The organism is Haloarcula salinisoli (assembly GCF_019599405.1).
Taxonomy (GTDB): Archaea; Halobacteriota; Halobacteria; order Halobacteriales; family Haloarculaceae; genus Haloarcula; species Haloarcula salinisoli.
Genome location: NZ_RKLQ01000002.1, coordinates 365,084 through 384,581, shown reverse-complemented (window position 1 = coordinate 384,581; position 19,498 = coordinate 365,084). Strand labels below are relative to the sequence as shown.

Here is a 19,498-nt window from a genome sequence, read left to right as displayed (position 1 = left end):
CCGTTCACGGCGCGGAGGATGTCACCTTGCACACGACGCCGGAAAAAATCTGACAGATAATGTGTCCAAAGCTTTCTACGACACACCCATGCCTAGCACACCTTCGAACGACTTAACGGCCGTCGCCGGCAGGGGTCGGTATGCGCGTCAACGAGGGCCAGGTGACCGTCACGGTCCCCGAACAGCCCGATGCGGGGAAGGGAGCCGACGTGTTCTTCAACCCCGTCCAGGAGCTGAACCGCGACCTGACCGTGGCCACACTGCGGGCCTACCGGAAGCGAACGCCCCGTGTCGGGACGTATCTCGACGCCACCGCGGCCAGCGGTATCCGCGGGGTTCGGGCGGCCGCCGACGGCTGGGAGACGAGTCTGTGTGACGTCGACGACGACGCCGTGGCGCTCTGTCGAGAGAACTTAGAGGACAACGGTCTAGAGGGCGAGGTCCACCACGAGAACGCCAACGTCCTGATGCATTCGGAGGCCTTCGACGTGGTCGACCTGGACCCCTTCGGGACGCCGATTCCCTTTGCCGACGCGGCCATCCAGGGCACCAAACACCTGCTCTGTGTCACCGCGACCGACACCGCGCCGCTGTGTGGCGCCCACTTCGAGAGCGGCGTCCGCAGCTACGGCGCCGTCCCGCGGAACACCGAGTTCCACCCCGAGATGGGGCTGCGAGTGCTGCTGGGAGCGATGGTCCGGACCGCCGCCCGCTACGACATCGCCGCCCGGCCCGTCCTGAGCCACGCCACGAGTCACTACGTCCGCACCTACCTCGAGTTCGACCACGGCGCGAAGGTCGCCAACGACTGTATCGACGAGCTGGGCCACGTCTACTACTGCCAGCGCTGTCTCTGGCGCGAGAGCGAGCGCGGGCTCATCGCGGACGCCCCAGAGACCTGCCCCCACTGCGGCGAGCACGTCCAGACCGCCGGCCCCATCTGGCTGGCCCGGAGCTGCGAGCCCGAGTTCGTCCAGTCGGTCGCCGAGGAAGTCACCGAGGAGATGGGCACCGCGAAGAAAGCCCGGGAGCTGTGTGAGACGCTCGCCGGCGAACTCGACACGCCGACCCACTACGACCAGCACCGGCTGTGTAAACGGTGGGGCCGCGGTGCCGAAGCGATGGACACGTTCATCGAGAAACTGCGGGCGGCGGGCTACGAGGCATCGCGAACGCACTACAGTGGCACATCGTTCAAAACCGACGCCGACGTCGAAGCGATACGCGACGCGACCGCGGAGTAGTCGGCCCGACCGTCAACGGTCGACCGACCCGCTGCCCCGATTCTGGACCGCCTCGGCGAGCGAGTAGGCAAGCAGGTACACCGGCCGGAGGAAGTAGTTCAGCATCCCGGCCAGTCCGACGAGCCCGCCCAGGGCCTGGAGTTCCGCGGCCGAGGCGGTCGGCTCGAAGACGATTGTGAACGCCGAGAGCGCGGGGGCCAGCCACAGGGTCGAGAGTATCCCGCCGACGTCGATACCTACCACCTGTCCCACACTGGCGTCGGGCCGCGTGTAGTACAGCCCCGCCGACAGCGCGAGCAGGAGGCCAAGCAGCGGAAGCGAGGCGGGGACCCCGGCGGTGCCGAGCGCGAGCAGTATCCCGGCGGCGACGAGACACAGCGCCGTCACCTGCATCGTCACTGTCCGTATCGCCGTCTCCATGGGCGGAGGTCGGGGTGGCGAGATATAAGCGCTGTGTGATGAAGAACGTCGTCGCGGCACCCGCATACGCCGGGGCCGCGCGGCGCTATCGTGGCCATCGAAAATCGATGGCTAAACCGTTTCGATTGTGACGATATATGTGGTGGCCGTTCGATAGCCGACTGTGAACCGGAACCGCACCGTCAGCGTCGGTCGGGACCTCCTCGACGCCGTCCGGACCCAGCAGGTCTCCTTTCTCTCGGCCAGCATCGCCTACTACATGTTCGTCTCGCTGTTGCCACTCCTCCTCCTGGGGCTGGCCGTCGCCACGTTCGTCGGTGGGGACGCCTTCGCAGACCGGGTAGTGCGGGTGCTCAGTGTCACACTGACGCCGCAGGCAGCGAACCTCGTCGGCAACGCGCTCACGAACGCCAGCGGCCGGGGCGGGGCGACTGCCGTCAGTCTCGCCGTCATGCTCTGGGGGGCGCTGAAGGTGTTTCGCGGCGTCGATACGGCCTTCTCTCGCATCTACGACACCCACGAGGTCGGGGGCTTTCTCGACAGCATCGTCGACGCGGCCGCGGCGCTTGGCGGCATCGGCCTCGCTCTGGTGGGCTTTGCCGTCGTCGGGTCGCTGGGCGCCGTCTTCGGTGTCGACGTCGCACTGAGCGGGCTGGTGCTGATTCCCATCCTCGTCGTCGCCTTCCTCCCGCTGTACTACCTCTTTCCCGACACGAAGACGACGGTCCGAGGGGTGCTCCCGGGCACGGTGTTCGCGGCCGTCGGGTGGACAGTGCTGGCGACCGTCTTCAGCCTCTATGCCTCCGTCGCCGGCAGTTTTCAGCTCTACGGCGTCATCGGCGGCGTCCTCCTGCTGGTGACGTGGTTCTACTTCGCCGGCCAGCTCCTGTTACTGGGGGCGGTGCTCAACGCCGTGTTGACCGGCGGCACGGACCGGCAATTACAACACGAATCCCTTCGAGGGTCCAACAAAGCGATGAGCGAGGATGCCGACAGCGAGACACCCCCGCCCGCCGAGACCGGGGGCGTCGACGACCTGACCGACGAGGAACTCGAAGAGCTACGCGAGGAGTTCGAGGCGTTCCGCGACGACGTGGAGGACCGCACGCTCCACCGCGACGACGTCGAGAGCGACCTCAAGAAGTACGTCCGCCGGCGGATGCGCCGGGGTCACGCCCGCGGCTGGGGCCCCTACGTCGTCCTGCTGTACGGGACCATCATGACGCTGGGCGCGTTCTACTACCTCCAGAGCATCTGGGCGGTGCTCGCAATGGTGGTCGTCTGGCTGTCGACGCTCGGGCTCTACGTCGTGATGGTCGTCGTCGGGCTCGGACTCCGGGTCACAGGGCTGCCGGGTATCGCCCTGGATAAGGTACGCGACTGGCGGTGATGAGCCGTGGCGTCGGTCTCACGGAGCTTCTCACGGAGCTGCCGACCGCCGTCGTCGTGCTCTTTGCCGTCCTCACACAGCTCGGTGATTTCTGGTTCGTCTCGACGGCGAGCCTGCTTTCCTACTGGCTGGCGTCGGCCACGCCGCGACTGGGACGTGGGCTCACCCGCGAGCGGGGCGCAGTGCTCGTCGGGCTGGTCGCCACCGCCGCCACCGTCTCCATCGCACTGAAGGCCGTCTTCGCGTTCCCGCGGCCGCCGAACCCCGAGATAGTGGCCGCAGCCGCCGAGCTTCCCTGGCCCGTCGAACCGTTCTACGAGTCGGTCGTCACCGGCCAGGGCTACGGCTTCCCGAGCGGGCACGCGACCACGACGGTGCTCGTCTGGGGCGGGTTCGCGTGGGCGCTACGGGTCGGCACCCGGCGACAGCGCTACGCCGTCGCGGCCGCAGTCGTCGCGGTCGTCTCGCTCTCGCGGCTCGTCCTCGGGGTGCACTATCTGGTCGACGTGGTCGCCGGCGCCGCCATCGCTGGGGCCGTCCTCTGGCTGGCCGTGACCAGGCTCCGGACGCCGACGCGAGTGTTCGCGTTCGTGACGCTCGTGGCCGTCGTCGGTCTCATCGCGGGCGGGTCGAGCCGGGACACCGCCGCGGTGCTGGGCATGGGCATCGGTGGGCTGGTAGCGTCGACGGCCCTCGACAGCGTCCGGGAGCCGACCCGTCGGGGCGGTGCCGTTACGGCCACACTGGGGGCCGTCTGGCTGGGCACGCTCGCCGCCGCGGTCGTGCTGGTAGCACCGCCCGAGCCCGTGGTGAGCGCTCTCGTCGCCGTCGGGATGGGGACAGCGCTGGCGCTGCCGCTGCTCGGTGAGCGCGTCGCGAAAAAAAGCGGTCGTGGTAGCGGCAGTTAGAACTTCTCGAGGTACTGCTCGATTTCCCACTCGGAGACGGAGACCAGGTACTCCTTGTGCTCCTGGGTCTTCGCCTCGACGAAGTTCTCGTAGACGTGGTCGCCCAGCGCGCTGGAGATGACTTCGTCGTTTTCGAGCTCTTCGATGGCCTCGCCGAGGTTCTCGGGCAGCGTCCCGATACCGTACTCCTCGCGCTTTGCCTCGTCGAACTCGTAGATGTTCTCCCGAATCGGGTCCTGGCAGTCGAGGTCGCGCTCGATGCCGTCCAGACCGGCGTGGATGAGCGCGGCGAAGGCCAGGTACGGGTTACAGGACGGGTCGGGGAAGCGAGCCTCGACACGCGCGGCGGCCGGCGTGCGGGCGGCCGGCTTGCGGATGAGCGCCGAGCGGTTCCGGTCGGACCAGGCGACGTAGACGGGTGCCTCGTAGCCGGGGACCAGGCGCTTGTAGGAGTTGACGGTCGGGTTGGTGACCGCGGCGATGGCGGGCGCGTGGTCGAGGATACCTGCGATGTAGGACTGGGCCGTGTCCGAGAGACCGAACTGGCCGTCCTCGTCGTAGAAGGCGTTCTCGCCGTCCTTGAACAGCGACATGTGGGTGTGCATACCCGAGCCGTTGATTTTCGGGACGGGCTTTGGCATGAACGTCGCGTGCAGGTCGTGCTGGGCCGCGATGGCGCGGACGACAGAGCGGAAGGTGGCGACGTTGTCGGCCGTGGTCAGCGCGTCGTCGTAAGTGAAGTTGATCTCGTGCTGGCCCTGCGCGACCTCGTGGTGGGAGGCTTCGATGTCGAAGCCCATCTTCTCGAGGCCGTAGATGATGTCACGGCGCACGTCGCTTGCGAGGTCCTTCGGTGCGAGGTCGAAGTAGCCACCCTTGTCACCGAACTCCGTCGTCGCGTTGCCGTCCTCGTCCTCCTTGAACAGGAAGAACTCCGGCTCGGGGGCGGCGTTGACCTCGAAGCCCATCTCCTCGGCGCGGTCGACGGCGTTCTTCAGAACGCGTCGCGGGTCGCCCTCGAAGGGCTCGCCGGTCGAGGTGTTGATGACGTCACAGATGAGTCGAGCGCTGGAGCCGCCCTCGACGTCTTCGCGCCACGGCAGGACGGCGAAGGTCGACGGGTCCGGGTCCAGACGCATGTCGGACTCCTGGATGCGGACGAAGCCGTTGATGGAGGAGCCGTCGAAGTAGATGCCCTCTGTGAATGCTTTCTCGGCCTGGTCGGCCGTAATCGAGACGTTCTTGATTGTGCCGAGGATGTCGGTGAACTGGAGTCGAAGGAAGTCGACGTTCTTCTCTTCGATCTCGTCGAGTACCTCTTCAGCCTCAGCGGAAAGTTCGCTTGTCATGCTTGGACACCGGGAAGGAACACTGCTAATACTAAAACCCTGCCGTTATGCGCAAGGATTTCGGCCTGCTCGGGCGCATTTGGACATTCGTAAAATTCTAATCCCCCGCTACCGTGAGTGGATGTAATGACGTATGAAAATCTCGACCGCAAGTTAGTGAATGCACTGTTGGGTGACGGCCGTGCCAGCCTGCGAAGCCTCGGTGAGGACCTCGACGTATCGGTGACGACCGTCTCGAATCACCTCTCGGACCTGGAAGATGAGGGTATCATCAACGGCTACACCCCGAAGGTGGACTACGACGCGCTGGGCTATGACGTCACAGCCATCATCCAGCTCAAGGTGGAGGGGTCCTCCCTGCCCGACGTGACCGAGAGCCTCAAAGCGCACAAGCAGATGATATCGGTGTACGAGGTCACCGGCGACTACGACATCATCGCCGTCGGCAAGTTCACCGACACCGACGGGATGAACGCCCAGATCAAGGAGCTGCTCACCGACCCCGAGATCAACGAGTCCAACACCTCAGTCGTGTTGAACACCGCCAGCGAACACGAGCAGTTCGAGCTCGACCTGGAGTAGGGCGAGCCGACCGACAGGACGGGGGACCTGTGACACACGGGGAACTCGACACCGCCCACAGAGCGGCCGCGCTGTCGAAGAGCGCTTTCTGCGCGACGACTACTGGCGTCGGACCGTCGAACAGCCCGAGCGGTGAGTGAGGGTGACACGGCAACGGGCTCGGAACCAACGGATTCTTGACTGACCAGTCAGTTAGTGCTGTCAATGAGCGATGGCGACGCCGCCGAGGAGATAATGTGTGCGACCTATCGCGCGCTCTGCTCGCACGGCTACGCGGACCTGACGATGCAGGACATCGCCGACGAATCCCCGAAGAGCAAGGCCGCCCTGCACTACCACTACGACAGCAAGCACGACCTGCTGTGTGCGTTTCTCGACTATCTCTACGAGCGGTTCGTCGAGCGGACGGCCGACATCGAGGCCGAGGACCCCCTCGATGAACTACTGGCACTCGTCGACGTGGTGCTCCAGAAGTCCGAGTCCGAGCCCGAAGCCTTCGAGACAGCGCTACTGGAGATACGGGCCCAGGCCCCATACGAACCCGGCTTCCGCGAGCGGCTGGGCCGGTTCGAGACGTATCTCGTCGAGGCGTTCGTCGAGGTGCTTTCGAGGGGCCGCGACGACGGCACGTTCGTGGCGGACGTCGAGCCCGAGGAGACCGCGCGCTTCCTCGTCACCGTGTTGACCGGGGCCTCGACCGAGCGGGTCACCGTCGGCCACTCCGTCGAGTCCACCAGACGGATGCTGCGCTCGTACGTCAGGCAACACCTGCTCGCCGAGTCGGGGGCGCTCGAAGCATGAGCGCCCGCGAGCGTGTGAGCGCCGTCGCGGAGCGGCTGAGCGGGCTTTTCAAGAGCAAAGAGGAGCTGGAGCTGACCAGCGGCCCCATCGGGAAGCCGTTGCTGTATCTCTCCTTCCCCATCGTCATCACGAACCTGCTGCAGGTCGCGTACAACCTCGCCGACACCTTCTGGCTCGGACAGTACAGCACGACCGCGCTGGCGGCCATCTCGTTTGCCTTCCCGATGATTTTCCTGCTCATCTCGCTGGGGATGGGCCTGTCGGTGGCGGGCAGCGTGCTGGTCGCCCAGCACACCGGGGCCGAGGAACACGCCCAGGCCGAGTACGCCGCCTCCCAGACGCTGACGTTCGCGATCGTCGGCTCGCTGCTGCTCGGCTCGGTCGGCTACTTCTTCGTCGAGGACTTCCTGCGGCTGCTCGGGGCCTCCCAGCAGGTCCTCCCGGGCGCGACGGGCTACCTGCAGGTGGTCTCGCTCGGACTGACGACGATGTTCGGGTTCTTCGTGTTCATCTCGCTGATGCGGGGGGCCGGCGACACCGTCACGCCGATGCTCGTCATGCTTGGCACGGTCGTGCTGAACATCGTCATCGACCCGTTCCTCATCTTCGGCTGGGGGCCGTTCCCGGAACTGGGCGTGGTCGGGGCCGCCGTCGCCACCGTCTTCTCGCGGGGGCTGGCCTTCGCCGTCGGCATCGCCATCATGCTGCGGGGAGACCGCGGCATCCAGGTCAACCCACGGGATATGGTGCCCGACTTCACGTACCTGAAGAAGCTGCTCGCCATCGGCGTCCCCGCCTCCATCGAGGGGACCGGCCGGGCGCTGTCGGTCAACGCGATGCTGTTTATCGTCGGGACGTTCTCGGTCACGGTCGTCGCCGCGTTCGGCGTCGGCATCCGCGTGTTCTCGCTCGTGTTCATGCCCGCCATCGCGATGGACCGCGGCGTCGAGACGATGACCGGCCAGAACCTCGGGGCCGACCACCCCAATCGGGCGGGACGGGCCAACCACTTCGCGGCAAAAGTCTCCTTTGCCCTCCTCTCTATCCTGGGCGTCATCACCATCTTCGCTGCCCCCGCAGTGGTCAGCGTCTTCAGCAACGACCCCGAGGTCGTCCGTATCGGTGCCGAGTTCCTCCAGTGGGTCGCGCCCACCTTCGGCTTCATCGGCATCGTCCGGGCCTACTCGGGCGGGTTCCGCGGCGCGGGCAAGACCCTCACCGCAGCGGCGCTGGCGGTGACGATGCTGGGCGTCGTCCGGCTCCCGGTCGCGTGGGTCATGTCACGCCCCGTCGCCCTGCCGGCCCGGGCGGCCGACCCGCTCTTTGGGATATCCGCGACGCTCGGAACGGGCGTCGTCGACGCGCTGGCGTTCTCGCTGGCAGAGCGGGGTATCTGGCTCTCCTTTGGCGTCTCGAACGTCGTCGCCGCGGCGCTCGCCTTTGCGTGGTTCACCCGCGGGACCTGGCGCGACGCCGACCCGCGGGCCGACCCCGACGCGGCGGTTGCCGACGACTAAGAGACCCGTCGAGCGGCCCAGCTGGGCAGTCGTCGGTGCCGGCCGAGAGAAGCCGCTCGTGACGAGGACGATGCAGGCTGTCAATCTGCCCGTCTGTGGACCTCCCAGGATAGGTAGAATTTCTGTCCCGAGGTCTCTCTGATGGCGTGGACCTGCTGCCCGTTGTTACTGGACCACCCCCGGACGGTCTCGAACCGGACATCCGAATCCGGCGGGGTCTGGAATGAGACATCCGTCTCCTCCGGGGCCTCGAACGTGAGGTTCGTCAGTTTCGACGACTCCGCGGCCCCACCGGCCCAGTCGCTGAGTACCGTCGTCTCGTTGGCCTGAATGACGGTCTTTCCACTCCGATAGAGCTGCCAGCCGTCCGGATAGCGCGTGGCTTCCCACCGTTCGTCCGGGTAGCCCACTGAGCCGCGAAGCGATGACGGATACGGGACGACGTATATGTTACTGCCGCCGCCGTCCTCCGCGACATTGATACTGTGCCCGGCGGGCTCGCTATCCTGAAACGCGGCGATTCGAACCTGTCCCGCCCCCTGTGCGATACGGATACAGTCACCGTGCTCGTTGGCGGTTTTCGACTGACAGGCGTCGTCGACAGTGAGCTTCGTCCCGGAGAACAGCACTTTGTGAGTCCCGTCGCCCGACAGGTCGTCCACGCGGCCGATCTCCGCGCCCGAAAGCGTCAGGTAGCCATCTGTGACGTGGAACATCGCGTCCCCACCGGCGCCCTCGGCACGACCCCTGTAGTACATCCCCGTACAGTCGATCTGTTGGTCGTACACCGTATCGAGGGGGTTGTCCGGAGCCGCGTACGTCGAACAGCCGGTTCCGAACTTCAGCTCGCCGGGCGTCTGCTTTTGGGTGTCGACACCGCGTTCCCTCGCCAGCTCGTTGCTGAAGGTAAACACGACACAGTTCGGGCAGGCTGGGTGGAACCCGGCCTGCGAGTAGCCAACCTCGTCGATAACACTGTTGTAACACCGCCCCTCGTAGACGAACACACCGTCTGCCGTGTCCGTGTCGAACGCACTCGCCTGGATGTTTCGCTGAGTGAACGCGTTGATGTAGCGCAGTCGAACGCACTCGGCGTCGTTGCCGTTCCCGTGGACGGTGAAGTTCCCGAACGGGAGTCCCTGACAGGACCGAGCAGTCAGGTTCTCGGTCTCCCCGTCGACCCGAAACATCGGGCTGCCATCGTCGATATCACACTGGATACCCGCCGAGGGGTCACCGAACCCCCACCCCTGGGGGAGGATGACGTTGCTCCCGGTCCCACCGAACGCGACTGTCTCGGAGACGTGGTGCGCGTTGCCGTCAGGGCCCTCCGCCGGGATGACGACCGTTCCGTACTCTTCCCCGTCCATCGTCTCCAGGAGCTTGTCGTTGGCCGCCTGTATGGCCTGACCGGAATCGGCATACTCCCTGGGGTCGACGACGACGCGTTCGTTTGTGGTCACGGCGACGACGTGGCCCGTCGCCAGTCGCTCTGCGTCGGGCATCGCCATACTCGGGGCCTCGTTCTCGCCGTCCGAGAGTGCCGGTGAGTCAGCTCGTGCCGAGCCGACACCGAAGAGGGACGCAAGTCCGACACCGCCCGCCTGTAACACGCCACGGCGCGTCGAGTCGAACTGCGGGTCCTTCATCCGACCTTCGAGGTCAGCGAGGAGCGATTCCTTGGCGTCGTCGGACAGGTCGTCGTATTCGACTGCCATGGCTGAACGTCGGATTATTTAATTTTAAATTCTTTGAAAACTAGACAGCGTGGCGGCTTCGGCGCGTTTGTTTTGGCTGGCCTAAAATCCGCAGCCATTATGTACTGTTGACCCGGCGGAGAGTATATGCGCGTCTCGACGGCACCCGGCCAGGAGCATTGGGGGACACTGGGCGGCGACAGCGCCGCTTGTCCCGTCGCTCGCTCGGGCGACGCCAGCGAGAACCGGCCTCGTGGGAGAAGCACGCCACCGACACGACAGCGGCGACGGCCCGGCCCGCGGTCACCCCGGCGGGTGGAAGCGGAGCGACAGACACAGATCGGTTCGTCAGGACGCGACGAACCGGTCGTTCCGTCAAGACAGAGATGGGGCGGGCAGCGGTCTCCACCAGCAGTCGTCGCCGACCAATGACCCGGGCGCCACCCTATCTCCTCGCGCTCTACATCGCTGGCCACCGAGAACCGCCGCCGGTCTCCTCGGGACGAGTCGCCGAGATGCTGGACCGCTCGACGGCGACGACTACCGAGACGTTCCAGCGGCTGGAAGAAGACGGGCTCGTCGTGTACGAAGCGTACGAGGGGACGACGCTCACCGAGCGAGGGGTGGAACGCGCCGCCGAACTGCACGAAACCTACGTTCGGCTGTCGTGGTTCTTCCGGAGCGTCCTCGACCTGGAGAACTACGAGACCGAGGCGATGCGACTCGCCGGCAACGTCAGTCCGAACGTGGCCGAGAAACTCGCGACCACGCTTCCCTACGACGACCCGGCCGAGCTGGCGGAGTAAGCGAGGAATCGAACGGAGTGAGATTCCTCGTTATTGCGAGCGGAGCGGGACCGACGGTCCCGCAGGCAGTCGGGCGGCGATGCCGCCCGACGACGGGGAGCGCTAGCGACCCGCGAGCAGCGAGGTGACGAGCGCTGCGAGTTCGACCGGCACGCCTAGAACGGCGGACTGTAGTCTTCGTACTCGTCCATCTCGTCCATCTCGCTGGTCTTGGAGGGCATCACGGCGGCGCGGGGGCCACCGGACTGAACGACCTCCACGTTCTCCAGCCCGTCGACGCTCTCCGGGAGGCGCTGCCGTATGAGTTTCATCGTCATCGGAGCGATGCCACAGCCCGAGCAGGCGCCGCCGATAGCGACGGTCGCCGTCCCCGCCGCTTCGTCGACGTCTCGGACTTCGAAGGAGCCGCCGTGTTGCTGAATCTGGGGGACGTTGTTGCTGATGTAGTTCCGCGTCTGCCGTGCAAGGCTTTCTGTGCTCATTGTAACAGAGTGTTGGGCCACATATGTAATAAAGATTAGCTGTTAGTAGTGCCTAAAAAACGCCTAGAAGGGCTCTGAGAGCCCTTTTTAGGTAGTGCTAACTTCAAATATACACGCCTTCTATCAAGTTTCGTATTGCCTAAACCTGCGCTCGCCGGGCGCGAGCGCGTCGCCAACGCGGGCCGGCCCTGATGGGACCGTTGCGGACGACTGAGAGGACTGTCGTAGCGATTTCCGACACGGGGTCGTAGGTCCCAAGCAGTCCCTGCGAACCAGGTCACTAGCGGGGTCCGGTAACCGACCTGACCGTTAAGAAGCCGACGGGAGATATATCCCCATGGGATGTAATAGAACTGACAGGCTCGGCCGGGCCATCATCCACCACCTCCAGACGGACGCCCGAAAGCCCATAACGGAGATCGCCGACGCGGTGAACGTCTCCGACAACACGGTCCGCAACCGCATCCGGTCGCTCGAGGAGCGCGGTGTCATCACCGGCTATCAGGCGACCGTGGACTACGACACGGCCGGCGTCCAGCACTACTACCTGTTCGTCTGTTCGGTCCGCGTCAGCGAGCGCGAACAACTCGCCGAGAAGGCCCGAGAGCAGCCCTCCGTGACGGAGGTCCTCACGCTCATGACCGGCACGCACAACGTCTACGTCGTCGCAGCAGCGAGCAGAAAAGAAGCCGTCAGCGACCTCGCTCGGCGCCTCGACAAACTCGGGCTCGAAATCGAACGCGAACACCTCATCTGGCGTCACGACCGCCAGCCGTTCAGCGGATTCGAACTCGAAATGGGACCGTAGTTCGACCGTCGGTAACCGCGTTTCGGAGATGGACACCACACCTAGGCGAGAGTTCGAAATCTACAGCGTTCATATATCGTCCGATAAGTATATTCTCACTGCCAGACAACGGTCACGAGATGAGACACGCCAACACACTGGAGTTCGCTCCAGAGACCACCCCCACCGTCAGTGAGCGAGTTATCCATACTATCGCGGACCGCGACGGGATTTCACCGCTCGATATCTCGCCACCGCTTTTCGACGCCGTCGACCCGGACGCGCTCGACCGACTCTGTGGGGACAGCGACGTCACCGTCGCGTTCGAGTTCGCCGGCTATCGGGTGACCGTCCGTGACGGCAGTCGCGTCGAACTCACCCCGCTCGACGCCGCCGGCGACTAGACGAGCCAGCCCGCCTCCAGTGCCGCGACGAGGGCGGTCACAGTGAGGACGCTCGCGACCGTCGTGACGAAGACGGTCGCGCTCGTGAACTCGCCGGGCGCCAGCCCGTCGCCGACGCCGCTGAACGCGCCGACGAGGATGATAGTGGTTACGCCGGTCGGCGTCGCAAGCAGGAGGACGACCGCACGAGCCACGGTCTGGTCGCCGACGCCGACGAGTAGCACCGCCGCGCTCGCGACCAGCGGAGCGAGGAGGAGTCGCAGTGCGCCCGCCGCCCCTACGGGTCGGAGCGTCCCCTCGATGTCGACGCCGGCCAGCTGGATGCCCAGGATGAGCAACATGACGGGAATCGAGGCGTTGCCCACGAGTTCCAGGGTCTGCATCAGCGTCGACTCGACCGGCGGCACGACGCCGGCGTAGCGGGCCGAAAGCGCGACGACGACGGCGTAGACGAACGGGACGCCGAACACCCGCCGCATGTCCGCGAGCGGGTCGCTCTCGCCGCCCCGGGCCGCGATGTAGATACCGACGGTGTACATCATGACGGCTTCGAGGGCGGTGACCAGCACCGCGACGCTGCGGCCAGTGGGTCCGAAGACGAAGTCCGCGAGCGGGATGCCGTAGTTGCCGGTGTTGGGGAAGACGGCGACGAGGACGAACGCGCCCAGCATCGGTTCGCGCTGGCCCGAGAGTCGGCCCACCGCCTCGCCGACGGCGAGCATCACGGCGGTAAAGAGCCCGACGCTACCCACGACGGCGAGGATGGTCCCGCCGCCCAGCTGTGAGGTGGCCAGGCTGTGGACGACGAGTGCCGGCGCGAGGACGTAGACGGTGATGGTGTTCAGGGCGTCGGCCTCGACGTCGCGGTACCGACCCAGCGCGTAGCCCACAGCCGCGACGGCGACGATCGGGAGGATGGCCGTCGCGAAGATTCCGAGCAGCGACACTGGTGGTGTGTCACGCGGCGAGAGGCAGAACAGTTTCGGCTCGGAGACAGACGGACGAGGGCTGTGTGACTGGTCAGTCGGCTGGTGTTTTTATATTCGACAGCGACGAACGAGGAGACATGACAGTCGACAGTCTCGAAGCCTTCGGGATGCGGCGGATGGACGGCGACGACATCGAGCGAACGCTCTCGAGCGAGAGTGTCGGCGTGCTGGGCGTCCCGACCGACGGCGCGCCCATGCTCAGGCCGCTTTCCTACTGGTTCGACGGCGAGGACGCGCTGTACTTCGTCTACGTGCTCGGCGGGGAGAGCGAGAAGCAGGCGTTGTCCGACCAGGCTGGCGCCGCGCGGTTCCTCGTCTACAACGTCGAGGCCCAGTTCAACTGGCGCAGCGTGCTGCTGACTGGGACCATCGGAGCAGTCTCGGCCCCAGAGCGGGAGGCGCTCGAAGAGCGGATGGACGTTGCCTGGCAACCAGAGCTGTTCGAACGAGCCGCCGAAGCGAGGCGCGACGCGCCTCGAACCGAAGCGGAGAGCGAAGCGAACCGCGGAGGAGCGACGACGGCCATCTATCGGTTCGATATCGACGACCGGGCCGGTATCAAACAGCTCGAACTGCCGCCGGAACTCAGAGCGCCCGACTCGTCGGGTCGGCTGGAGTAGGCCCGCTACCGGCGCCCGGCGAGCGCCGGGGCTTTGAAACCGACTGGTTGTGAAAACGACATATGGTCGACCGGTGCAGGTACGAGTGGCCGGCCGAGTGCCTGCGGGTCGAGCGGCGGGCAGAGGAGACCGCCCAGGCCGCCTGTTGTGCGCGCCCGGTCGCGGACGGGGCCGACCGCTGCAGCCTGCACGCGCCCGAAATAGCGGCCGAGGACAGCGCCATAGCGGCGGCCCCGGGCGACCGTGGGCCATCGAGAGGACGGCGTGGGCCCTTTACCGAGCTGTTCGACGGGGCGACGCTTGCCGGCTGCACACTGCGCGGGGCGGCCCTCGCTGGGGTCGCCCTTAGAGGGGCCGACCTCCGCGGTGCGACGCTCACCGAGGCCGACCTCCGCGGGGCCTCGCTCCGCGAGAGCGACCTGCGGGAGGCGAACCTGGCGGGCGCGGACCTGACCGACGCCACGCTCCGCGATGCCGACCTACGGGGGGCGAACCTGGAAGGTGCAGACCTCACCGACGCGAACCTGCGGGCGACAGATGCACGCGACGCGAACCTCAGGCGAGCGACGATGGTCGAGGTGAAACTGTACCGGGCCGATATGCACAAGGCCTACCTCGGCCGGGCGGACCTGACCGACGCGAACGTCGAGAGCGCCGACCTGACGAAAGCCTATCTGGGCCGGGCGGAGCTGACCGGGGCGGTGCTGGGTCGGGCCACGCTGACGCGGGCGAGCCTGCAGGGCGCGGACCTCACCGACGCCTCTATCGGGCGGGCGACACTGCGGCGGACGACGCTCTACAAGGCTGTCCTGACCGACGCGTATCTCGGCCGGACGGACCTGCGGGGCGCGAACTGCAACAGCGCCGAGCTCGACGGTGCGAACCTCGCACAGGTCGACCTCGGGGGAGCGAACCTCAGAGACGCAAACTGCGCCGGCGTGAACCTCGGCCGAGCTGAGGTGAGCGGGGCGAACCTCCGCAACGTCGACCTGACCGGGGCGAACCTGCGGGAGGCGACGCTCAGCGACAGCGTGCTCGACAGGGCGAGCCTGGGCGGGGCCATCTGCCGGGACGCCAAACTCGAGGGCGTCCAGCTCGACGGCGCGACGCTGCACGGCGCGACGTTCCGGAACGCCGACATGGCCGACGCCAGTCTCGAAGCCACCCACGGCGCCCGACTGACACTCCGGGAGGCCGACCTGTCCGGTGCGACGCTGGCCGAGGCCGACCTCCCCGCGGTAGACTGCTGGGGCACGGACCTGACTGATGCGGACTGTCGCGGCGCGCGGCTGGGCGGTGGCGACCTCCGCGACAGCGTCCTGACGGACATCACCGTGAGCCAGGGGACCCGGTGTGGGGAACAGACGAGCGCCGAAGCTGCGGCCGACGACGCCGGCGCGTGGGACGCTATCGCCCGGGCCTACAACGACCTGAAAGGTGCCTACAGCGAGGCCGGGCTGGTGGGAAAGGCCCGCCGACAGCACGTCCTCGAACGCCGTGCCAGGGGGTACGAAGCCCGCGCGAACGGGTCGGTGACCGGCTACGTGCAGCTGCGCGACGGACGGCCGAGCGTGACCCCCGGACAGGGCAATCTCGCTGCCTACGGGGCCTATCTGGGCTCGTGGGCGTCCCGCGTGACGACCGGCTTCGGCGTGCGCCCGTTCCGTCTCACCGTGTGGATGCTGGTGCTCTTTGCCGTCGCAGCGGTGGCTTACGAACTGGACCCCGGCATCACCGAGCCCATCTACTACAGCGTGGTGACCTTTACGACGGCGCCGCCGGTGGACAGCGAGCCGACGATACCACTCGTCGACGCCATCGCCCTCATCGAGACCTTCGGCGGGACACTGCTCATCGTGTTGCTTGGCTATATCCTCGGGAATCGCGAGCGGTTCTGAGAGTTCAGCCGGTCTCGTCGCTCATCCAGCCCTCGACGCCACCTGCTCGCACAGCGTGGACGAAGACGTACAGGGCGACGGCCATCATCCCCCCGGCCGCCGCATCCGCGAGCACCACCACGAGGGCTTCGGCGACCAGGGAGAGGACAGCCATCGTGACCAGAAAAACGAAGATAGCCAGTGCGCGATCGTGCTTGCCGATGTCGCGGAACCACTGCCCGACTCGCTGCCCGATGCTGCTGTTCGCTCCCGGACCGACTGCGAGGGCGAACAGCACGAAGCCAGCGACAGCGATGGGCAGCGACACCGTGTCGTCCAGAAATTCGGGGACGACGGTCGCCGTGACGAGCAGCGTCGTCACGACTTCGGCCCACGTCGGCGGTCGCTCGGGGAAGTACGTCCCCACGTCGAAGACCGGGCTCATACGGCGTGGTTCGACCGGCATATTGAAATTGGTGTCGGTGAATCGACTGGAAGACGAACGCAGCGGCTATCGGGTCAGTGTCGAACCGCAAAGAGAGAAATCAGTTAGCGAGCGGTGCGGACTGCGGTAGGGACGAGCATCCGGCGCGCGCAGCGCGCCGGTTCAACCGCGGCGAGCCGACCACCGCGCGCCGAAGGCGCGCGACGGGAGGCGAAGTCGCGATTTTGCCCCACGTTTTTGCACGACCGAGGGCGGCGAAGCCGCCCGAGGGAGTTGCAAAAAGTGGTCTTACATCATGCCGCCCATGCCGCCGCCCATGCCGCCCATGCCGCCGCCGGGCATGCCGCCTGCGCCGCCGGGCCCGCCAGGCCCTTCGTCTTCGTCGTCGTCGCCCTGGCCACCCTTGAGGTCGCCCGCGGCGATGACGTCGTCGATGCGCAGGATCATCACGGCCGCCTCGGTGGCGGATTCGATGGCCTGGGTCTTGACACGGAGCGGCTCAACAACGCCGTCTTCCTCCATGTCGACGACCTCGCCGGAGTACGCGTCCAGCCCGAAGGTCTGGTTGCCGGCGTCGTGCTTGCTGCGCAGGTCCACGAGGGAGTCGATGGGGTCGTGACCCGCGTTCTCGGCGAGGGTGCGCGGGATGACGTCGATGGCGTCGGCGAAGGCCTCGACGGCGAGCTGTTCGCGCCCACCGACGGAGTCGGCGTAGTCACGCAGGCCGAGCGCGAGCTGGGTCTCGGGAGCACCGCCGCCGGGGAGGACCTTGCCGTCCTCCAGCGTGGCGGCGACGACGCCGAGGGAGTCCTCGATGGCGCGCTCGACTTCGTCGACGACGTGTTCGGTGCCGCCGCGGAGAATCATCGTGACAGCGCGAGCGTCCTCGACGTCCTCGACGAAGATTCGCTCGTCGCCAGCGATGTCCTTCTGGGCGACGGAGCCGGCGAAGCCGAGGTCGTCGGCCTCGATGTCGTTGATGTTCGAGACGATGCGGGCGCCCGTCGAGCGCGAGAGGGCCTCGATGTCGGACTTCTTGGCGCGGCGCACTGCGAGGATGCCCTCCTGTGCGAGGTAGTGCTGGGCCATGTCGTCGATGCCCTTCTGGCAGATGACGACGTCGGCGCCAGTGGCAGCAATCTGGTCGACGTACTCCTTGAGCTGTTTCTCTTCCTGGTCGAGGAACTCCTGGAGCTGGTCGGGGTCCGTGACCGAGACCTCGGTGTCGAGTTCGGTCTCGGGGACCTCGATAGCCGTATCCAGGAGCGCGATGTCGGCGTCCTCGACGGCGAAGGGCATGTTGTCGTGGACGCGCTCTTTGTCGATGATGACGCCCTCGACGAGTTCGGACTCGTCGGTGGCGCCGCCGACCACGGTCTCGATCTGGATGTTGTCGGTGTCGACCGTGCCGTCGTCGTCGGCGACGGACTGGACCGCGCGGACGACGAGCTCGCCCAGCAGGTCCTTCGAGGACTCGGCGCCCTTGCCGGTCATCGCCGTGCCGGCGACCTTCTCTAAGGTCTCGGTGTCGTCGGCGTCGACGTCGATGGCGTTCTCTTCGAGAATCTCCTTTGCCTTCTCGGCGGCCTGGCGGTACCCCTGGGCCAGGATGGTGGCGTGGATGTCCTGGTCGAGAAGCTCCTCGGCCTTCGACAGCAGTTCACCCGCGATGACGACCGCCGTCGTCGTGCCGTCCCCGACCTCGTCCTCCTGGGTCTGGGCGACTTCGACGATCATGTTGGCGGCCGGGTGCTCGATGTCCATCTCGTCGAGGATGGTGACGCCGTCGTTCGTGACGACGACGGACCCGGAGTTGTCGACGAGCATCTTGTCCATGCCCTTCGGACCGAGTGTGGTCCGAACGGCCTCGGCGACGGCTGTGCCCGCCGTGATGTTCATCGACTGGGCGTCCTTCCCGGATGTCCGCTGGGACTCCTCGGAGAGTACGATCATGGGCTGGTTGCCCATCTGCTGTTGAGCCATAGTCACACGATGATTGAAAGTGATTCTATATAAAAGTTGTGGTGGCGGACGTTCGACCGCCACACTGCGGCCCCGCTAGATGGTGTGAGATGTGTTGTCGTGGCCCCTTTATATAGACCTCCGAGACGCCGTCAGAACCGACTTCGACGGGCGAAAACTAGTAGCCCATCCCGAAGCGGCGGTGGCGAAGTTCGGGGGTGACCTGAATCCGGTCGATGTCCTGGCCGGTGCGGTACCAGACAAAGGCCGCTCGCGTGAAGAGTTCGCGACACTCGATGCGGACCTCGCGGGGGTTGCCCTCGGTCCGTTCGTGGATGTCCTCGATGGCCTCGCGGGTAAAGAGGTCCGGCGCCTGGCCGTTGTAGGCCTCGTCGCGGAAGTACGCCAGCGAGCGGGCGATGTACTCGGCGATGTCGTCGGGCGAGAAGGGGTCGATGTGTTCGTAGTAGCGAAGCCGCGAGTCCAGCGTCCCCCGAATCTCGGCGACGCGGCGCTTGCCTTCGGGGGTGCCGGTCAGGAACAGCCGGACGCCGGCGTCGCCGGCCACCTGCAGCGGCGACAGCAGGTCGGCGGTGAGCACCTCTATCTCGTCGACGACCAACAACAGGGTCTTCCCGTCTTCTCGTACGCGCCCGACTATCTCGTGGACCGCCTCTTTCGCCTCCACCGTCGCCCACGGGATGCCGTTCCGGACCTGCGAGTACCGGCCCGGATTGACCGAGTAGCCCGCCGCGTAGGCCGCCTCCAGTATCGTCTGGTACAGCGACCGAGCCGTCGTCTCCCGGGGGTTGTCCAGATGCGTGACGACGAAGTCGTCGTGCTTGTCGAGGTCGCGCAGGACGATCTCCCGGAAGGCGGATTTCCCGGTCCCGTAGGGGCTCACGAGACCGATGTGCTGGTCCTGCAACAGCCACGACGTCACCTGGTTCAGCATCTCCGTGTCGTGACGGACATAGAGCGGCTCGGGCATATGGTCGAGCCCCGCCTCCTCGGTGAAGGGCAGGTCGGTCACGTCGTCGGGGTTCCCGCCCAGCCCCTCGCCGAAGGCCAGCAGCCGGCTCTCGACCTCTTCGAGCTGGTCGAGCAGGATGCCTTCGTCCGTCGACGCCGACCGGCCCTCGTCCTCGGCACGGAGCTCTTCGAGCTGGTTCATGACCTCGGTGACGGTCTGGCCACTCTCCGTCTCGGTGGTCCCGC

Annotated in this window: 19 protein-coding genes; 11 read left to right on the top strand and 8 right to left on the bottom strand. The window is 66.3% G+C overall.

The genetic code is table 11. The annotated features are described in order from the left end of the window. Window positions 1-140 precede the first annotated feature (140 nt). Window positions 141-1,244 (top strand): tRNA (guanine(26)-N(2))-dimethyltransferase, encoded by a 1,104-nt coding sequence (locus EGD98_RS11075; RefSeq protein ID WP_220588433.1) that lies wholly within the window; start codon window positions 141-143, stop codon window positions 1,242-1,244. 12 nt (window positions 1,245-1,256) lie between these two features. Here the strand turns inward: EGD98_RS11075 and EGD98_RS11070 are convergent, their stop codons facing one another. Next, entirely contained in the window at window positions 1,257-1,664 is a 408-nt protein-coding gene (locus EGD98_RS11070) for a hypothetical protein (protein ID WP_220588432.1), read from the bottom strand. 163 nt (window positions 1,665-1,827) lie between these two features. Between EGD98_RS11070 and EGD98_RS11065 the strand changes: the two genes are divergently transcribed. After that, entirely contained in the window at window positions 1,828-3,054 is a 1,227-nt protein-coding gene (locus EGD98_RS11065) for a YihY/virulence factor BrkB family protein (RefSeq protein WP_220588431.1), read from the top strand. Then, complete coding sequence (locus tag EGD98_RS11060) at window positions 3,054-3,962, top strand: phosphatase PAP2 family protein (RefSeq protein WP_220588430.1); 909 nt, start codon at window positions 3,054-3,056, stop codon at window positions 3,960-3,962. The genes EGD98_RS11065 and EGD98_RS11060 overlap by 1 nt, the downstream gene beginning before the upstream one ends. Here the strand turns inward: EGD98_RS11060 and glnA are convergent. Continuing rightward, the gene (glnA, locus tag EGD98_RS11055) at window positions 3,959-5,311 is read right to left on the bottom strand and encodes a type I glutamate--ammonia ligase (protein ID WP_220588429.1); all 1,353 of its coding nucleotides are present in this window, start codon (window positions 5,309-5,311) and stop codon (window positions 3,959-3,961) included. The genes EGD98_RS11060 and glnA overlap by 4 nt on opposite strands. Window positions 5,312-5,437: 126 nt before the next feature. Here glnA and lrp point away from each other — a divergent pair, with 126 nt between their 5' ends. The 3 genes from lrp to EGD98_RS11040 all read left to right on the top strand — a co-directional run bounded on the left by lrp (window position 5,438) and on the right by EGD98_RS11040 (window position 8,211). After that, a complete protein-coding gene (gene lrp, locus EGD98_RS11050) occupies window positions 5,438-5,893 on the top strand; it encodes an HTH-type transcriptional regulator Lrp (RefSeq protein WP_220588428.1) in 456 nt (151 codons plus the stop codon). Window positions 5,894-6,097: 204 nt separating this feature from the next. Next, a complete protein-coding gene (locus EGD98_RS11045; RefSeq protein WP_220588427.1) occupies window positions 6,098-6,694 on the top strand; it encodes a TetR/AcrR family transcriptional regulator in 597 nt (198 codons plus the stop codon). Beyond that, the gene (locus EGD98_RS11040) at window positions 6,691-8,211 is read left to right on the top strand and encodes an MATE family efflux transporter (RefSeq protein ID WP_220588426.1); all 1,521 of its coding nucleotides are present in this window, start codon (window positions 6,691-6,693) and stop codon (window positions 8,209-8,211) included. The genes EGD98_RS11045 and EGD98_RS11040 overlap by 4 nt, the downstream gene beginning before the upstream one ends. A gap of 80 nt (window positions 8,212-8,291) precedes the next feature. Here the strand turns inward: EGD98_RS11040 and EGD98_RS11035 are convergent, their stop codons facing one another. Next, a complete protein-coding gene (locus EGD98_RS11035; RefSeq protein ID WP_220588425.1) occupies window positions 8,292-9,929 on the bottom strand; it encodes a hypothetical protein in 1,638 nt (545 codons plus the stop codon). A gap of 407 nt (window positions 9,930-10,336) precedes the next feature. Between EGD98_RS11035 and EGD98_RS11030 the strand changes: the two genes are divergently transcribed. Beyond that, the gene (locus tag EGD98_RS11030) at window positions 10,337-10,714 is read left to right on the top strand and encodes a metal-dependent transcriptional regulator (RefSeq protein WP_220588424.1); all 378 of its coding nucleotides are present in this window, start codon (window positions 10,337-10,339) and stop codon (window positions 10,712-10,714) included. A 155-nt stretch (window positions 10,715-10,869) separates the two neighbouring features. Here EGD98_RS11030 and EGD98_RS11025 read toward each other — a convergent pair whose 3' ends face one another. After that, entirely contained in the window at window positions 10,870-11,196 is a 327-nt protein-coding gene (locus EGD98_RS11025; RefSeq protein WP_220588423.1) for a NifU family protein, read from the bottom strand. Window positions 11,197-11,533: 337 nt separating this feature from the next. Between EGD98_RS11025 and EGD98_RS11020 the strand changes: the two genes are divergently transcribed. Next, window positions 11,534-12,004 carry an Lrp/AsnC family transcriptional regulator gene (locus EGD98_RS11020; protein ID WP_220588422.1) on the top strand — a complete coding sequence of 157 codons (471 nt, stop codon included), beginning with the start codon at window positions 11,534-11,536 and terminating at the stop codon, window positions 12,002-12,004. A 119-nt stretch (window positions 12,005-12,123) separates the two neighbouring features. Then, a complete protein-coding gene (locus tag EGD98_RS11015; RefSeq protein ID WP_220588421.1) occupies window positions 12,124-12,387 on the top strand; it encodes a HalOD1 output domain-containing protein in 264 nt (87 codons plus the stop codon). On the opposite strand, the gene EGD98_RS11010 is transcribed toward EGD98_RS11015, so the two are convergent. After that, the gene (locus tag EGD98_RS11010) at window positions 12,384-13,334 is read right to left on the bottom strand and encodes an AEC family transporter (RefSeq protein WP_220588420.1); all 951 of its coding nucleotides are present in this window, start codon (window positions 13,332-13,334) and stop codon (window positions 12,384-12,386) included. The two genes, EGD98_RS11015 and EGD98_RS11010, sit on opposite strands and share 4 nt — an antisense overlap. A 119-nt stretch (window positions 13,335-13,453) precedes the next feature. Here EGD98_RS11010 and EGD98_RS11005 point away from each other — a divergent pair, with 119 nt between their 5' ends. Then, a complete protein-coding gene (locus tag EGD98_RS11005) occupies window positions 13,454-13,996 on the top strand; it encodes a pyridoxamine 5'-phosphate oxidase family protein (RefSeq protein ID WP_220588419.1) in 543 nt (180 codons plus the stop codon). Between the two features lie 62 nt (window positions 13,997-14,058). After that, on the top strand, window positions 14,059-15,894 hold the full coding sequence (locus tag EGD98_RS11000) for a pentapeptide repeat-containing protein (RefSeq protein WP_220588418.1): 1,836 nt from the start codon (window positions 14,059-14,061) through the stop codon (window positions 15,892-15,894). A 4-nt stretch (window positions 15,895-15,898) separates the two neighbouring features. On the opposite strand, the gene EGD98_RS10995 is transcribed toward EGD98_RS11000, so the two are convergent. The 3 genes from EGD98_RS10995 to EGD98_RS10985 all read right to left on the bottom strand — a co-directional run bounded on the left by EGD98_RS10995 (window position 15,899) and on the right by EGD98_RS10985 (window position 19,454). Then, window positions 15,899-16,318 carry a hypothetical protein gene (locus EGD98_RS10995; RefSeq protein ID WP_220588417.1) on the bottom strand — a complete coding sequence of 140 codons (420 nt, stop codon included), beginning with the start codon at window positions 16,316-16,318 and terminating at the stop codon, window positions 15,899-15,901. Between the two features lie 288 nt (window positions 16,319-16,606). Then, window positions 16,607-18,286: a thermosome subunit alpha gene (gene thsA / locus EGD98_RS10990; RefSeq protein WP_220589403.1), complete on the bottom strand. Its 1,680-nt coding sequence runs from the start codon at window positions 18,284-18,286 to the stop codon at window positions 16,607-16,609. A gap of 172 nt (window positions 18,287-18,458) precedes the next feature. After that, on the bottom strand, window positions 18,459-19,454 hold the full coding sequence (locus EGD98_RS10985) for an ATP-binding protein (protein ID WP_220589402.1): 996 nt from the start codon (window positions 19,452-19,454) through the stop codon (window positions 18,459-18,461). Window positions 19,455-19,498 lie beyond the last annotated feature (44 nt).

Bases quoted from the DNA above. Each gene is read 5' to 3' on its own strand.
- EGD98_RS11075 (WP_220588433.1), top strand. From the start codon at position 141: ATGCGCGTCAACGAGGGCCAGGTGACCGTCACGGTCCCCGAACAGCCC.
- EGD98_RS11070 (WP_220588432.1), bottom strand. From the start codon at position 1,664: ATGGAGACGGCGATACGGACAGTGACGATGCAGGTGACGGCGCTGTGT.
- EGD98_RS11060 (WP_220588430.1), top strand. From the start codon at position 3,054: ATGAGCCGTGGCGTCGGTCTCACGGAGCTTCTCACGGAGCTGCCGACC.
- glnA (WP_220588429.1), bottom strand. From the start codon at position 5,311: ATGACAAGCGAACTTTCCGCTGAGGCTGAAGAGGTACTCGACGAGATC.
- lrp (WP_220588428.1), top strand. From the start codon at position 5,438: ATGACGTATGAAAATCTCGACCGCAAGTTAGTGAATGCACTGTTGGGT.
- EGD98_RS11045 (WP_220588427.1), top strand. From the start codon at position 6,098: ATGAGCGATGGCGACGCCGCCGAGGAGATAATGTGTGCGACCTATCGC.
- EGD98_RS11040 (WP_220588426.1), top strand. From the start codon at position 6,691: ATGAGCGCCCGCGAGCGTGTGAGCGCCGTCGCGGAGCGGCTGAGCGGG.
- EGD98_RS11035 (WP_220588425.1), bottom strand. From the start codon at position 9,929: ATGGCAGTCGAATACGACGACCTGTCCGACGACGCCAAGGAATCGCTC.
- EGD98_RS11030 (WP_220588424.1), top strand. From the start codon at position 10,337: ATGACCCGGGCGCCACCCTATCTCCTCGCGCTCTACATCGCTGGCCAC.
- EGD98_RS11025 (WP_220588423.1), bottom strand. From the start codon at position 11,196: ATGAGCACAGAAAGCCTTGCACGGCAGACGCGGAACTACATCAGCAAC.
- EGD98_RS11020 (WP_220588422.1), top strand. From the start codon at position 11,534: ATGGGATGTAATAGAACTGACAGGCTCGGCCGGGCCATCATCCACCAC.
- EGD98_RS11015 (WP_220588421.1), top strand. From the start codon at position 12,124: ATGAGACACGCCAACACACTGGAGTTCGCTCCAGAGACCACCCCCACC.
- EGD98_RS11005 (WP_220588419.1), top strand. From the start codon at position 13,454: ATGACAGTCGACAGTCTCGAAGCCTTCGGGATGCGGCGGATGGACGGC.
- EGD98_RS11000 (WP_220588418.1), top strand. From the start codon at position 14,059: ATGGTCGACCGGTGCAGGTACGAGTGGCCGGCCGAGTGCCTGCGGGTC.
- EGD98_RS10995 (WP_220588417.1), bottom strand. From the start codon at position 16,318: ATGAGCCCGGTCTTCGACGTGGGGACGTACTTCCCCGAGCGACCGCCG.
- thsA (WP_220589403.1), bottom strand. From the start codon at position 18,286: ATGGGCAACCAGCCCATGATCGTACTCTCCGAGGAGTCCCAGCGGACA.
- EGD98_RS10985 (WP_220589402.1), bottom strand. From the start codon at position 19,454: ATGAACCAGCTCGAAGAGCTCCGTGCCGAGGACGAGGGCCGGTCGGCG.